This is a genomic window from Microbacterium sp. SLBN-154 (assembly GCF_006715565.1).
Taxonomy (GTDB): Bacteria; Actinomycetota; Actinomycetes; order Actinomycetales; family Microbacteriaceae; genus Microbacterium.
In genome coordinates, this window is sequence record NZ_VFNL01000001.1 from 1,281,967 (window position 1) to 1,295,640 (window position 13,674).

A 13,674-nucleotide genomic window follows, 5' to 3' on the forward strand; every position below is an offset into this window, starting at 1 on the left:
CGCGCCCATCAGAAGGGTGCCGGTTCGTGGGGGTTGTCGGCGGGTTGGTCGGTGATCCGAAACTCTCCGGTGAAGGTGGTCCATTTCACCCAGAGGTCGTCGGGGACGTCCTCTTCCGGGGAGAAGTGCACCCCGTGGCCGGGTGGGTTGTCGACGTACACCCGCCCGGTCGGGGAGGTCCATTCGATGACTCCGCCGGGGAGTTGTCGGACTTTCCAGGCGGTGAACTGTTTCATGCTGTGGTGCCGTTGGCAGAGGCAGCAGAGGTTGCAGATCTCGGTCTTCCCGCGCAGGGCGGCGTCGTGGTTGTGGTCGACCTCGCATTTTCGGGCGGGCATCCGGCATCCCGGCCACCGGCAGTGCTTGTCCCGGCCCTTCAAGAACCGGTCCATCGCTGCAGTCGGCCGGTACTGGTCTACCGCCATCGTCAACCCGGTGATGGGGTGGGTGAGGAGCCGCTCCCACGTCCCGTCACTGTTTCCCGCGAGCAGCCGGGCGGTGTCGGCGTCGATGGGTCCGACCCCGGCGAGATCACACGGGACATCGCTCTGCCCCATGAGGGCCATGACGGGGATGACGACCTGCACCTTCGCTCTGATCGCGCCGAGCCCGCCGGGCTGGTCGCCGGTGGGCTCGATCGCGGGCACGGCGGTGAGGAGCATGTCGGCGAACAGATCGGCACGGACCTCATCCAGAGACCGGGTGTCACCGGATCCCGGTTCCCGGGCGGCGATGACCTGGTTCGCCTGCTCCGTGACGCGCTGGAAGATCCCCTCGATCAGCACCGTGGAGTGCACCGCCCGCAGCTCCGACATCCCGTCCCCGATCGGGTAGCGGACGATCTTCCGCTCACGAAACGCGCCCGCGTGCCGTTCGGTCAGTGTCCGCGGGTTCATCCGTTCGGCGATGATCTCCAGATCCGCCCGGGCACGACCCGGGGTCTCATCCAGACAGATCTCCGCCGCAAGCTGATCGAACTCACCCTTGAGCTCGAGGGGCAACCGCCGCCCGATGTCTTCGACCACCGCGACGTGCGCGCGAGTGATCAGCCCCTTCTCCAGGCAGTGCACCGTCGCGGGGTAGTCGTTCACCAACGCGAAAGCACTATCGATCTGGCGTTGCACCGACCGGTCCGACAGTCGCACCGCCGCCGCGATCTCCGCCGCCACACCCCGCAACGCCATATCCCGGTCCCGCACCACCGCCGTCGACCCCTCGGCAAGCCGTGCGGCGAACGCGCCCGCTTTCGCGAGCACACGGGTCTGCGCCGCCTCGGCCGCAGCGAGGACCTGCTGCGCTTCCTCGGCCTCCGCGAGGATCCCGGTCAGCTCGGACCGGTCCTCTTCACTGAGGAGAATGAGCCGCGGGTTCGAACGCATGTATGAAGCATCCCACCACCCTCCGACATTCAAACCCGAAACTCTCAACCAGGTATTGAACCCAAATCTGATCCATCCGAAACGACCCCGCGCTACCCACCACGCCCCGGTGTCCGACCCCCCGAGTAGACAGGAACGATGCCGAAGACCGCCGCGCCCCTTCTGCAGATCAGCCGCATCTACGCTGAGGACGCTGCACTCGAACTGCCGCGTGGCCAGGACATCGTCTCGCGTTGGCCTGACGCCGAGATCGTCCCGATCGCGTCGCACTGGCAGATCCCCGAGGTGTACGGCGATGAGGCCAACGTCGCCCGCTGGGTACGCATCAAGACCGAGGCGCTCGTCCTCGGCGTGAAGAAGAGCGTCGTCACCCGCCCGAACGGCCGGTCGGCCGACTTCATCGCACCGTCCACGGCGAACGGATGCGCGATGGCCTGCGCTTACTGCTACGTGCCTCGCCGCAAGGGCTACAGCAACCCCGTCACCGTCTTCGCCAACATCGACCAGATCGCCCGTCACCTCGCGCGTCACATCGCCAAGCAGGGCGAAAAGGCCACGCCCAATCAGTGCGACCCCGACGCCTGGGTGTACGACATCGGCGAGAACAGCGACTGCTCGGTCGACGCGATGCTCAGCGCAAACGTCCGCGACCTCTGCGAGCTGTTCCGGATGACACCGACGGCGAAGGCGTCCTTCGCCACGAAGTTCGTCAACCGCGACCTGCTCGAGTGGGATCCCGCCGGGCGGGTCCGCGTGCGCTTCTCACTGATGCCGCACGCGGTCGCGAAGGTCACCGATATCCGCACGTCCCCGATGAGCGAGCGCATCGCCGCGATCAACGACTTCGTCGACGCCGGTTTCGAGGTGCATGTGAACTTCTCGCCCGTCATCCTCACGCCCGGCTGGGTGGAGGAGTGGGCTGCTCTCTTCGACGAACTCGATGACACCCTGCACCCCCGCGCGAAGGCCCAGCTCGCCTGCGAGGTGATCCTCCTCACCCACAACGAGCAGCTTCACGAGGTGAATCTCGGATGGCACCCGATGGCCGAAGAGTTGCTCTGGACCCCTCAGAACCAGGAGACCAAGCTCTCGCAGAACGGCGCCGTGAATGTGCGGTACCGCTACGGCCTGAAGAGCGCGGCGGTGGCCCAGCTCGAGACGCTCATCGCCGAGAAGCTCCCGTACTGCCGCGTGCGCTACGCGTTCTGAGCCCGTCACGACCCGATCAGAAAGTGCCACCCGAGCCACCACCAGAAGGTGATGAGGGTGATGCGGGCGGGCATCGATGCGAGCGTGTCGTCGAGGACGGATGTCGCCGGCGCGAACCCATCCGGACGCACCCGGGGGAGTGCGGTCATCGCCACCGCTCCGCACGCGACAAGCAGGTACCCCGCGATCGTCACCTGGCGCATCAGTCCGTCTCCGATCGGCGCAGCAGCAACGCACCGCCGGCAAGCAACCAGACGGCCGTGAAGGCCACCCGTCCGACATCGGATTCGACGACGGGAGTGACGAGCGCCGAGATGGTCGGATGCTCGGTCGCCGCCGCCGGGCCGGATGCGGCCAGGAAGAACGCGGTGACCTCCCACAGGCAGAGAAGAACGAGAAGGCCCGCCCAGCCGATCTCCGTTCTGCGCAGCGGCGCATCCCGGAGAGGCCGCCGCACCACCTCGGTCGCGATCGCGTACACCGCGATGGCGGCGAGCAGTGCCAGCGCCACCATGTGCACGAGCATGGCCAGCGGCAGCGCGAGCACGACGCCGCAGGCGACGAGGCTGCACAAAAGGATGACGCGTACCCTCGACCGCTCCCGTGTCGCCGTCGAGTCACTGCTCTCCGCGCTCCCGAAGCCGGTGCCTTCGGCCGCGACCAGCCCGATCGCGGCGGCCGCGAAGATGCCGGCGTCGAGGTAGGCGGCGCGCAAGAGCTGGAAAACCGACGCGAGCACGAGGGCTGCGCACCACAGCCTCGCCGAAGGTGAAACGGCGCGGCTGGCGGCGGAGGAAGCCCTGCTGGTCATGACGGCTCCTCTTCGCTCGAGCGCTGCCGGTCGGCGATCCCACCGTGTCGGATTAGCCGTGGAAGGGAAGGGGCGTTGGTCCTGCGGCCTTGTCTCACCATCGAGAGAAATCCGTTTGAACCGTCCGCGACCCTAGGTTAGGCTCACCTAACGTGAGGACCGAAACGGAGAAGATGAGCCCGGTGAGCGAGCTGCGCGGCGACGCGCTGGCCCTCGGCTACGGTCGCACCCGCGTGGTGCACGACGTGTCGCTCCACCTCCGCCCCGGCGTCGTCACCGCGCTCATCGGTCCGAACGGCAGCGGAAAGTCCACCGCCCTCCGCGCGCTCGCACGCCTCCACCGCGTCGACGGCGGCGCCGTCCATCTCGACGGCCCCGACGGCTCGCGCGACGCGGCATCGCTCTCGGCCAAGGAGTTCGCCAAGGCCGTCGCCATGCTCTCGCAGTCGCGCCCCCACCCCTCGGGACTCGAGGTGCGCGACATCGTCGCCCACGGGCGTCATCCGCACCGCAGCCGTTTCGCCGGACTCAGCGACGCCGACCGCGCCGCCATCGACCACGCGCTTCGCCTCACCGGACTCCTGGCAATGGAGCACCGCCCTGTCGACGAGCTCTCCGGCGGTGAGCTGCAGCGCGTGTGGCTGGCCACCGCGCTCGCGCAGGGCACCGGCATCCTTCTCCTCGATGAGCCCACCAACCACCTCGACCTGCGCTACCAGGTCGAGACCCTCGACCTCATCTGCGACCTCGCCGATCACGGCACCGCCGTCGGCGTCGTCCTCCACGACCTCGACCATGCCGCGCTCATCGCCGACGAAGTCGTGCTCATGAGCCGCGGACGCGTGCACGCGACGGGCTCACCCGCCGAGGTGCTGACGGCTGCGAACCTCACCGAGGTCTACGAGTTCGCCATCGATACAGAACTGGATGCCGCAACGGGGCGCGTCCGGGTGATGCCGCGTGGACGCCACCACGCACGGGCCAAGGCCCGCAGTCGCGCCCATCTGCACGCCGTTTCCGCCTGACGCCGGTCGCGGCGAAAGCGTCGCGCCCCGGCATCCGTTCTTCTCTCTCACCGCACCCCCTCATCGATGGAGTTCGTCATGACCAAGAAGCCCCTTGTGCTGCTCGCCGGAGCGGCCGCCCTCGCCCTCGCTCTCACCGGCTGCGGCACCACGCAGACCACACCGGCGGCCGAGGGCAGCGCCGCACCCGCGACCTCGATGAGCGAGGGCTGCGCCGATGACACCACGGCGACCTCCACCGGCCCTGTCGAGCTGACCGATGCCTTCGGTCGCACCGTCGCCCTCGATCAGCCGGCCGAGCGGGTCGCGGTGCTGGAGTGGCAGCAGATCGAAGACGTGCTGAGCCTCTGCCTCACCCCGGTCGCCGTGGCCGACGCCGACGGGTACCGCACCTGGAACTCCGCCGAAGAGCTGCCCGAGACCGTCGAGAGCGTCGGCACCCGCCAGGAGCCGAACCTCGACGCGCTCTTCGCCACCGAGCCCGATCTCGTCATCGTCGAGGCCTACACCCGGGATGACACGATCATCGCGCAGCTCGAGGAGTACGGCGTCCCGGTGCTCGCCACCGTCGGCGCGAACGCCGAGGACCCGATCGCGCAGATGATCGACACCTTCGGCCTCATCGCCGAGGCGACCGGCCGCGAGGAGCGCGCCGAGGTCGTCACCGGGGAGTTCGAGCAGCACCTCGCCGACGCCAAGGCCGAGGTCGAGGGTGCCACGCCCGAGGTCTCGGACTTCGTCTACTTCGACGGCTACGTCGACGGCGGCAACGTGTCGATCCGCCCCTTCGGGCAGGGCTCGCTGGTCGGCGAGCTGGGCGAGGAGCTCGGCCTCACCAACGCCTGGACCGGCGAGGTCGACCCCGCCTACGGCCTCGGCCAGACCGACATCGAGGGCATGACGACGGTCGGCGACGCGAACTTCTTCTACACCGGCACCGAAGACCCCGACTACGAGAGCTTCATCGACGCCGCCGAGTCGAACCCGGCGTGGGCGTCGATCCCGGCCGTCGCCGAGGGACGCGTCACCGCGTTCCCCGCCGGCATCTGGACCTTCGGCGGACCCCGCTCGGCCGAGCAGATCATCGACGCGTACGTCGCCGCCATCACCCAGTGAGCACGCGCATCGCCGAGCGCTCCTCGACAGGGGTAGCGCTCGGCGTGCTCGCCGCGCTTTTCGCGGTGCTCGTTCTCTCGGCGGGCTGGCACCTCACGCAGGGGACCAGCGGCGCGGTCTTCGCCGACGCCGATGTGCTGTGGGGATCGCGCATCCCGCGCCTCGCGGCCGGGGTCGCCGTCGGCGTCGCCCTGGGTGTCGCCGGGCTGCTCATGCAGTCGCTCTCGCGCAACGCCCTCGCCTCACCGGACACCCTCGGGGTCACCGCCGGGTCGTACCTCGCCGTCACCGCCGTCGCGGCGTTCGGCATCGTCGTGCCGATCTGGGCGTCGGGGGTCGTCGCGTTCCTCGGCGGGCTGGCTGCCGCCGTGATCGTCCTGGGCCTCGCCGGGGGAGCGGGCACCTCGACCACGCGTCTCGTGCTCGCCGGCTCGGCGCTCGCGCTGGCCTTCCAGGCCGGCACATCGGCGCTGCTCGTCCTGTTCTCCGAGGAGACGAAGGGTCTGCTCGCGTGGGGGAGCGGCAGCCTCTCGCAGCTCGGGTTGGAGGCGTTCCTGCGCGCCGCGCCCGTGGTCGTCGTCGCGGTGATCCTCGCCCTCGTGCTGTCGCGCCGCCTCGACGTGCTCGCCCTCGGCGACGACACCGCCTCGTCGCTCGGGGTGCCGATCCGTTCGACGCGGGTCGCCGGCATCCTCCTCTCGGTCCTCCTCACCGCGACCGCCGTCACCCTCGCCGGCCCGATCGGATTCGTCGGCCTCTGCGCCCCCGTGCTTGCGCGCCTGCTCGTGCGGGTCGTGCCCGCGCTCGGGCGGCATCTGCTGCTGATCCCGCTCTCGGGACTGATCGGCGCGATCGTCGTCATCCTCGCCGATGCGCTGCTGCGCGCACTCATCGGCGCCGAGGGCGCGATCGCCGTACCGACGGGCGTGGCGACGACGGTGTTCGGGGCGATCGTGCTCGTGCTGATGGCGCGGCGCCTCCGAGACTCGGGTCCGACGCGCCGGCCCCCGACCATGCGCATCGGCGTGCGCACCCAGCGACGCTTCGTCGTGGTCGTCGCCGTGTCGGCGCTCGTGCTGGGCGCGACGGTTCTCGCCGGGTTGCTGCTCGGCAGCACGCGCCTTCTCACCGGCGACATCGTGCTGTGGCTCACCGACTCCGCCCCGCCGCTCGTGGCGTTCGCGTTGGATGAGCGCGCTCCGCGCGTTGTCGCCGCCGTCGTCGCGGGCGCCGCGCTCGGACTGTCGGGCAGCATCACGCAGGCGGTCAGCCGCAATCCGCTCGCCGAGCCGGGCCTTCTCGGCATCACCGGGGGCGCGGGCCTGGGCGCCGTGCTGGTCGTCACGAGTGCGACGGCGAGCAATCTCGGGATGCTGGTGGCCGCCGTCATCGGGGGACTGCTGGCGTTCGCGCTGGTCTACGCCCTGGCGTGGCGCGGAGGGCTGAGCGCCGACCGGTTCATCCTCATCGGCATCGGCGTCTCGTACGGCGCGGTGGCACTGACGACCTTCGTGCTGCTGCGCGCGAACCCGTGGGACACCCCGCGCATCTACACCTGGCTGTCGGGCACCACCTATGGGCGCATCTGGGAGCAGGTGATCCCGCTCGCGATCGTACTCGCCATCGCGCTGCCCTTCGCGGTCGTGAGGCGTCGCGACCTCGACATCCTCGCGATGGACGAGGACACCCCGAAGCTCGTCGGCATCCGCCTCGAGCGCACGCGTCTGGCGCTGCTCGTGACGGCGGCGGTCCTCGCGGCGCTCGGGGTGGTCGCGGTGGGCGTGATCGGGTTCGTGGGGCTTGTCGCCCCGCATGCCGCGCGGGCGCTCGTCGGCGCGAAGCACGGCCGATCGATTCCGGTCGCCGTGCTGCTCGGCGCCGTCCTGGTCGCCGTCGCCGACACCCTGGGTCGCACCGTCATCGCGCCGGCGCAGCTACCCGCAGGGCTCGTCGTCGCGCTGATCGGGGCGCCCTACTTCGTCTGGCTGCTCTGGCGCTCGCGGGACGCGTGATCGCCAGATGACGCCATTGCGGCCACTGTGCCCGAGGATGGGCCCATGGCAGATGAGGAGAGGGCGGTAGACCGGCCGCCAACGTCCGTCGACCTGACTCTGCAGAACCTGAACCTGAACCTGCTGGTGAGTCTTGACGCGCTTCTGCGCGAACGGAACGTCACGGCGGCCGCGCGCGCTCTCGGTGTCAGCCAACCCACGGCCAGCGCGGCGCTGGCGAGACTGCGGACGCACTTCGATGACCGGCTCCTCGTGCGGCAAGGGCGCGAGATGGTGCTCACCCCGCTCGCCTCTGGTCTTGTCGAGGCGGCGCAGCACGCGATCGTAGCGGTGACCCAGGTCTTCGGTCACAAGCCCGGAACGGTGCGCGATGAAGACATCACGCGAAACTTCCGTTTCGCGAGCTCCGACTACGGCACAGCCATCGCCCTCCCGCCGCTCGCGGCACGAATCCATGCGGATGCCCCCAGTGCCACTCTCACTATCGAGACGTCTAAGCCCCTCGATCTCTCAACGCTGGACGAACGGTTGCGGACCATTGACGGCGTGATCGTGCCCCGCGGCATCGTCGACGGCCTACCGCACATCGAGCTCTTCTCCGACGAATGGGTCGGCGTCGTGTCGGCTCACCGCGCCGATGCGCCCGAGGCACTGACGATGCACGATCTCGCCGCGCGGCCCTGGGTCACGACTTTCAGTGAACGCAGCATGTATGTCCCCGTCATGCGACAGCTCAGTCTCCTCGGCGTCACGCCCCGTCCGGTCGTCACGGTGCAGAACTTCGCCGAGGCGGCGCCGTTCATCGATGCAGGGCCCTTCTTGGCCGTGATGCAACGCCGCCTCGCCGAGCGGATGGCCGAAGCCTGGCGCCTCCGCATCCTCGATCTCCCCTTCGAACCGGTCCCCATCGTTCAGGCGCTCTGGTGGCATCCGATCCACGAGAGGGATCCCGAGCATCGGTGGCTGCGCACCACGCTCGCGGACCTCGTGAGCCGCGGCATCTATAGCCAGGAGTAATACTTCGGATAGATATTCGGTTCTATCTATGTTCCGTACGGCGTACCTAGCATGAACACAACGCAAAGACGCGGTAAGGGGACGACGTGCTTGAGCAACAACCCGCGGTCATCAGTTTCTCGGATGTCACGCAACGGTTCGGCGATAACGTCGCCCTGTCCTCCATCACGGTGGACTTCCTCCAAGGCGAGTTCGCTACGATCGTCGGCCCCAGCGGGTGCGGGAAGTCGACTCTCCTGCGCCTCATCGCCGGACTGATCATCGCGTCCGACGGGCAGGTCCGTGTCGACGGGCGGGAGGTCATCGAGCCACGGTCCGACGTCGGATTCATGTTCCAGCGGCCCACCCTTCTGCCGTGGCTGAGCGCCGTCGAGAACGTCCTTCTCCCCGTCACGCTCCATCGGCGCCCGACAGCGTCCGACCGTCGCGAGGCCGAATCGCTCCTGGCAACGGTGGGACTGGCGGGAAGCGAGGCTCGCCACCCCGATCACCTGTCGGGTGGGATGCAACAGCGCGTCGCGCTTGCGCGGCTGCTGATGACGGGCGCGCGCATCCTCCTTCTGGACGAGCCGTTCGGAGCGGTCGACGAGTTCACGCGGGAGAAGCTCAACTTCGAGCTTCTCCGCATCCAGAGAGACACCGGCGCGACGATCCTCCTTGTCACGCACAGCATCACTGAAGCCGTGCTCATGGGTGATCGCGTGATCACGATGACTCCCCATCCCGGGAGGATCGGCCGCGTGGTCGGCGTCGACCTCGGACCCGACCGAGACCGCAGCGTGCTGCGGAGTGCGGCATATCTCGATGCGGTCAACGACGTGCGTGACACCTTCGACACCGATCGGAGCGCAGCGTGAGCGGTTCTGCGCGAAAGGGCGCGGTAGTGTCGGCCCGCGCGATCTGGCCCGCCGCCGGCCTCTTCGTCGTCCTCGTCGTCGCCCTCGAGTTCGTGGCGAGTGTCGGACTGGTCAGTGCCTTCGTCCTACCGCGCCCCTCCGAAGTCTTCTTCTCCCTCTCCGATCTCCTGCTTTCGGGCCGGGTGTGGGAGCACGTAGCCGCCACGACCTTCGAGACGGTGGCGGGATTCCTCATCGGATCGGTCGCGGCATTCGTTCTCGCCGTTCTCGCCTCGATGTCCGACCTCGCGCGCCGCGCGGTCTACCCGTACGTGATCGCCCTTCAGGTCACGCCCCTCATCGCCGTGGCCCCGCTGATCATCGCGTGGCTGGGGTTCGGCTACTCGTCGAAGATCGCCATAGCCGCGCTCATCTGCTTCTTCCCGGTCTTCGTGAACACCGCCGCCGGCATGATGTCGACGGATCGGACCGAGGAGGAGCTCTTCCAGTCGCTGCGCGCCGGGAAGATGCAGACACTCGTACGGCTGCGCCTCCCTCGGGCACTGCCGACCATCTTCGCGGGGCTGAAGACCGCGATGACCCTGGCCCTGATCGGCGCGGTCGTCGGCGAGTTCGTTTCTGCGGAACGCGGGCTCGGAGTCCTCGTCACCCGCTACAGCTATCAGCTCGCCGTTTCGGCGGCGTTCGCCGTCGTCATCCTTCTCACAGCGCTCGGCTTGCTCCTCTACGGCGCGATGGTGCTTGTAGAGCGCTACGTCGTCTACTGGCGATCCGACAGTCGGCTCCTGGCGCGAGAGCGTCGGCAGAGCACCCGTTCCGAACCCACCCCGTCGCCGTCAACCCGCACCGCCGCGGGCGTCGAGACGTGAACGCAAAGGAAGAGAACATGTCCACAGCACTGAAGAGGTCGTTCGCCACCGTCGCGGCCGGTTCCCTGGCCCTGGCCGTGGTCGGATGCAGCATGGGCGGGGGTGGCGAGAACGGGACGGCTACGGTGCGCTGGGCGCAGCCAACCCCGGAGTCGATGGCGTACTTCCCCTATATCGTCGCCGATGAGCTCGGCTATTTCGCCGACGAGGGCGTCGAGGTGGAGCTCGCGCCCACGAGCGAGGACCTGTCGACCGCCGCGCTCGTCTCAAGCGGATCCGTCGATATCGGCGCCGCGTCGGCGGGTGAGATCTTCTTCGCCCTGCAGACCGACCCGGAGTTGACGGTCGTGTATGACGCCGCCAGCTTGTCGCCAGAGGGGATCGTCGTTCCTGCCGACAGCTCGGCGACCAGCGTCGTCGACCTCGAGGGTGCCACCATCGGCATCGCCTCCGACGAGGAACGATCCCTCGTGGCCGCCGCGCTCGAGGCTGAAGGGATGTCTCTCGACGATGTGAGCCTCGTCACGGTGGGTGGCGGCGGCCAGGTGATCGCGAACGAGCTCGACGGTGGACAGTTCGATGCCTTCGCCGGATCCGTCCTCGACTTCGCCGCGGTCCAGGCTGTCGGCTACGAGCTGCGGCAGATCACGCCGGAGGCCATCGCCACTACGCCGTCCGGCGCGTACGTTATCTCAACCGATGCCGAGGAAGACGTCATCGAACGGTTCCTTCGGGCGATGACCCGCGCCACCGCGTACGGTCTGGAGAACCCCGACGAGCTGGAGTCCATCCTCCGCGAGCGCGTACCGGAGGAATGGGAGAACGAGGATGTCGCTCGTGCTCTCTTCGAATTCGGGCTCGAGGTCTGGACGCCCCGTGAGGGCGGGCAGTACGGCACCCTCGACCCCGAGGTGTGGCAGATGGCACAAGATCGGCTGGTCGCCGCCGGGGAGCTCGATGAGGAGATCGACCTGGACCGACTGCTCGACGATCAGTTCATCGAGTCGGCGAACGGCGCGATCGACTAATCACGTAGGGGCGACCTTCGCCAGCATGGTCGTCTCGGCCAGTTCGGCCAGGCGCCGTGTGGCGGGGGAGAGGTAGGTTCCCTCCCGCCACACCAGCGCGACCGTGTCGTACATCGGCTCGGCGAACGGCGTGACGCACACACCCTCGGGGAAGGTCGCGCCCTCGGCGATCGTGCGGCAGACCATGGTGTCGGCGGCTCCCGTGGCGACGAGATTCAGCGCCGTTTCGACATGCTCCACTTCGATGGCGGGCTCGATCGTGAGCCCGCGGAGGCGCGCGCGCTCGAGGAGCTGGCGCCGGGTGGGGTCGTTCCACCCCGCGTAGGCATCGTAGAGCACGAGCTTCGCGCGAGCCACTTCCTCGATGGAGACCGGGCCCTGACCAGGATGCCGCTGCGCGGAGACATAGACCACCTCATCGCGGAAGAGCGGCTTCACCTCGAGGCCCTCGTCGGCGACGGGGAGCACGACGAGACCCGCTTCGATCTCACCGCCCGCCACCGACTCGGCGACGAGCGACGAGTTGAGGCCGACCAGTCGGACCTTGACGTGCGGATGCCGCGTGTGAAACCGCTGCACGAGATCGGAGAGGTCGTAGTAGGCGGCGTTGCGCAGAACGCCGAACGTGCATGTTCCGCCTTCGAGCGAGACCAGCGCGTGGATCGCATCGACTCCGTTCGTGATGGCGGTCACTGCCTGCACCGCGTGCTCCCGGAGCTCCAGCGCAGCGGAGGTCGGTACGAGGCGGCGCGGTCCCCGGGTGAAGAGCTTCAGGCCGAGTTCCCGCTCCAGCCGCGCGACCAGCTCCGAGACCGACGCCTGCGTCGAATCCAGTTCCACCGCTGCTGCGGTGAAGCTTCCGCGCTCGAGAGCGGCGAGGAATGCCTTCAGCTGCGTCAATGTCACCGGTCGCCCCCTCTTGCAGTCTGTCATCCATAGGGTAACCCTGTGGAATCCACAATATGCACTGGGCTTGTGGGGGTACGGCGCGCTCTTTAGGGTGGCTCGCATGCGCTTTTCCCCCCGACTGCTCGACCAGCTGAACGGTTCGTTCGTCCATCTCAAGACCCCCGGGATCGACGCACCGGCGGCACAACGCGACCCCGATGTCATCCGCACGGTGACCGAGATGCTGCAGAACATCGAGCGAGGCGGACTCGACGCCGTGCGCGACTACGCCCGTCAGCTCGACGGCTACGAGGATGGCGACATCGAACTGACGAGCGATGAGATCGCGCGGAGCGGTGACCGGCTCGACCCCGAACTACGCGAGGCCATCGAACTCGGGGCATCCCGCACCCGGGCTTTCGCGGAGACGCAGCGTGCGAAGCTCGTCGACTTCTCCACCGAGCTCGAGCCCGGTCTCGTAACAGGCGTCCGCTATCTGCCGGTGTCGCGCGTCGGCGCCTACCTGCCGGCGGGGCGCTTCCCCCTCACCGCCTCGGCCTTCATGACGGTCGGCGTCGCCAAGGCGGCCGGCGTCCCCTCGGTCATCGCGTGCACGCCGCCGCAGCCCGACGGTCGCGCGAACGATGCGGTGGTCTACGCCGCCCACGTCTCGGGAGTCGACCGTGTCTTCCTCCTCGGAGGCGTGCAGGCGCTCGCGGCCATGGCCTTCGGCCTGCTCGAGGACTTCCCGGTCGACATGCTCGTCGGAGCCGGCAATGCCTATGTCGCCGAAGCCAAGCGTCAGCTGTTCGGCACGGCGGCGATCGACCTGCTCGCCGGTCCCTCCGAGGTCGCGGTCATCTCCGACGAGACGGCTGATCCCGAGATCGTCGCCGCAGACCTGCTCGGGCAGGCCGAGCACGGGCCGAACTCCCCGGCTGCCCTCGTCACGACGTCCGATTCTCATGGTCTCGCCGTTCGCGATGCCGTCGAGCGACAGCTCAAGACCCTGGCGACCGCGTCGATCGCAGGCCCGGCGTGGCGCGACTACGGTTCGATCACCGTCGCAGCCGACCGCGAGACCGCCGTCGCGCTGATGGACGACCTCGCGCCCGAGCACCTCGAGGTGATCACCGCCGATGACGACTGGTACCACGACAATCTGCGCAACTACGGCTCGATCTTCCTCGGCGAGTGGAGCACGGTCGCGTACTCCGACAAGGGGATGGCGGGCACCAACCACGTCCTGCCCACCGCGGGCGGCGCGAAGCACAGCGCCGGGCTCTCGGTGTCTCGGTTCCTCAAGCCGCTGACGTTCCAGCGCATATCCCGCGAGGCGACGCCGAGCCTGGCGCACGCCGTACAGGTCATCTCCGACTCGGAGGGTATGGCTGCGCACAGCGCCACCGCGACCATGCGCCTCGCGACCTACCGACAGCCCGCCCACACGGCCTGAGTGAGGA

Annotated in this window: 13 protein-coding genes; 9 read left to right on the forward strand and 4 right to left on the reverse strand. The window is 68.6% G+C overall.

The features are described from left to right. Positions 1-8: 8 nt before the first annotated feature. Positions 9-1,379 carry an HNH endonuclease signature motif containing protein gene (locus FBY40_RS06370; protein WP_141937316.1) on the reverse strand — a complete coding sequence of 457 codons (1,371 nt, stop codon included), beginning with the start codon at positions 1,377-1,379 and terminating at the stop codon, positions 9-11. Between the two features lie 138 nt (positions 1,380-1,517). On the opposite strand from FBY40_RS06370, the gene FBY40_RS06375 reads away from it, so the two are divergent. Further along, a complete protein-coding gene (locus FBY40_RS06375; protein ID WP_141937318.1) occupies positions 1,518-2,588 on the forward strand; it encodes a spore photoproduct lyase family protein in 1,071 nt (356 codons plus the stop codon). A 5-nt stretch (positions 2,589-2,593) separates the two neighbouring features. Here FBY40_RS06375 and FBY40_RS06380 read toward each other — a convergent pair whose 3' ends face one another. Then, entirely contained in the window at positions 2,594-2,791 is a 198-nt protein-coding gene (locus FBY40_RS06380) for a DUF6186 family protein (RefSeq protein WP_141937320.1), read from the reverse strand. Continuing rightward, complete coding sequence (locus FBY40_RS06385) at positions 2,791-3,399, reverse strand: hypothetical protein (protein ID WP_141937328.1); 609 nt, start codon at positions 3,397-3,399, stop codon at positions 2,791-2,793. Before FBY40_RS06385 ends, FBY40_RS06380 begins: the two co-directional genes overlap by 1 nt. A 173-nt stretch (positions 3,400-3,572) precedes the next feature. Between FBY40_RS06385 and FBY40_RS06390 the strand changes: the two genes are divergently transcribed. The 7 genes from FBY40_RS06390 to FBY40_RS06420 all read left to right on the forward strand — a co-directional run bounded on the left by FBY40_RS06390 (position 3,573) and on the right by FBY40_RS06420 (position 11,323). Continuing rightward, positions 3,573-4,424: an ABC transporter ATP-binding protein gene (locus FBY40_RS06390; RefSeq protein WP_141940053.1), complete on the forward strand. Its 852-nt coding sequence runs from the start codon at positions 3,573-3,575 to the stop codon at positions 4,422-4,424. A gap of 78 nt (positions 4,425-4,502) precedes the next feature. Next, complete coding sequence (locus tag FBY40_RS06395) at positions 4,503-5,540, forward strand: iron-siderophore ABC transporter substrate-binding protein (RefSeq protein WP_141937330.1); 1,038 nt, start codon at positions 4,503-4,505, stop codon at positions 5,538-5,540. Next, on the forward strand, positions 5,537-7,552 hold the full coding sequence (locus FBY40_RS06400) for an iron ABC transporter permease (protein ID WP_141937332.1): 2,016 nt from the start codon (positions 5,537-5,539) through the stop codon (positions 7,550-7,552). Before FBY40_RS06395 ends, FBY40_RS06400 begins: the two co-directional genes overlap by 4 nt. A gap of 45 nt (positions 7,553-7,597) precedes the next feature. Next, positions 7,598-8,569: a LysR family transcriptional regulator gene (locus FBY40_RS06405; protein WP_141937334.1), complete on the forward strand. Its 972-nt coding sequence runs from the start codon at positions 7,598-7,600 to the stop codon at positions 8,567-8,569. 86 nt (positions 8,570-8,655) lie between these two features. Further along, positions 8,656-9,426, forward strand: a complete 771-nt coding sequence (locus FBY40_RS06410; protein WP_200829938.1) for an ABC transporter ATP-binding protein — start codon at positions 8,656-8,658, stop codon at positions 9,424-9,426. Then, positions 9,423-10,295 (forward strand): ABC transporter permease, encoded by an 873-nt coding sequence (locus tag FBY40_RS06415; protein ID WP_141937336.1) that lies wholly within the window; start codon positions 9,423-9,425, stop codon positions 10,293-10,295. The genes FBY40_RS06410 and FBY40_RS06415 overlap by 4 nt, the downstream gene beginning before the upstream one ends. A 17-nt stretch (positions 10,296-10,312) precedes the next feature. Then, positions 10,313-11,323, forward strand: a complete 1,011-nt coding sequence (locus FBY40_RS06420) for an ABC transporter substrate-binding protein (protein WP_141937337.1) — start codon at positions 10,313-10,315, stop codon at positions 11,321-11,323. Here FBY40_RS06420 and FBY40_RS06425 read toward each other — a convergent pair whose 3' ends face one another. After that, positions 11,324-12,229 (reverse strand): LysR family transcriptional regulator, encoded by a 906-nt coding sequence (locus tag FBY40_RS06425; protein WP_200829939.1) that lies wholly within the window; start codon positions 12,227-12,229, stop codon positions 11,324-11,326. Positions 12,230-12,332: 103 nt separating this feature from the next. Between FBY40_RS06425 and hisD the strand changes: the two genes are divergently transcribed. After that, entirely contained in the window at positions 12,333-13,667 is a 1,335-nt protein-coding gene (gene hisD / locus FBY40_RS06430; protein ID WP_141937341.1) for a histidinol dehydrogenase, read from the forward strand. The last annotated feature ends 7 nt before the right edge of the window (positions 13,668-13,674 follow it).

Excerpts from the sequence above, each read along its gene's own strand:
- FBY40_RS06370 (WP_141937316.1), bottom strand. The coding sequence starts at position 1,379 with ATGCGTTCGAACCCGCGGCTCATTCTCCTCAGTGAAGAGGACCGGTCC.
- FBY40_RS06375 (WP_141937318.1), top strand. The coding sequence starts at position 1,518 with ATGCCGAAGACCGCCGCGCCCCTTCTGCAGATCAGCCGCATCTACGCT.
- FBY40_RS06380 (WP_141937320.1), bottom strand. The coding sequence starts at position 2,791 with ATGCGCCAGGTGACGATCGCGGGGTACCTGCTTGTCGCGTGCGGAGCG.
- FBY40_RS06385 (WP_141937328.1), bottom strand. The coding sequence starts at position 3,399 with ATGACCAGCAGGGCTTCCTCCGCCGCCAGCCGCGCCGTTTCACCTTCG.
- FBY40_RS06390 (WP_141940053.1), top strand. The coding sequence starts at position 3,573 with ATGAGCCCGGTGAGCGAGCTGCGCGGCGACGCGCTGGCCCTCGGCTAC.
- FBY40_RS06395 (WP_141937330.1), top strand. The coding sequence starts at position 4,503 with ATGACCAAGAAGCCCCTTGTGCTGCTCGCCGGAGCGGCCGCCCTCGCC.
- FBY40_RS06405 (WP_141937334.1), top strand. The coding sequence starts at position 7,598 with ATGGCAGATGAGGAGAGGGCGGTAGACCGGCCGCCAACGTCCGTCGAC.
- FBY40_RS06420 (WP_141937337.1), top strand. The coding sequence starts at position 10,313 with ATGTCCACAGCACTGAAGAGGTCGTTCGCCACCGTCGCGGCCGGTTCC.
- hisD (WP_141937341.1), top strand. The coding sequence starts at position 12,333 with ATGCGCTTTTCCCCCCGACTGCTCGACCAGCTGAACGGTTCGTTCGTC.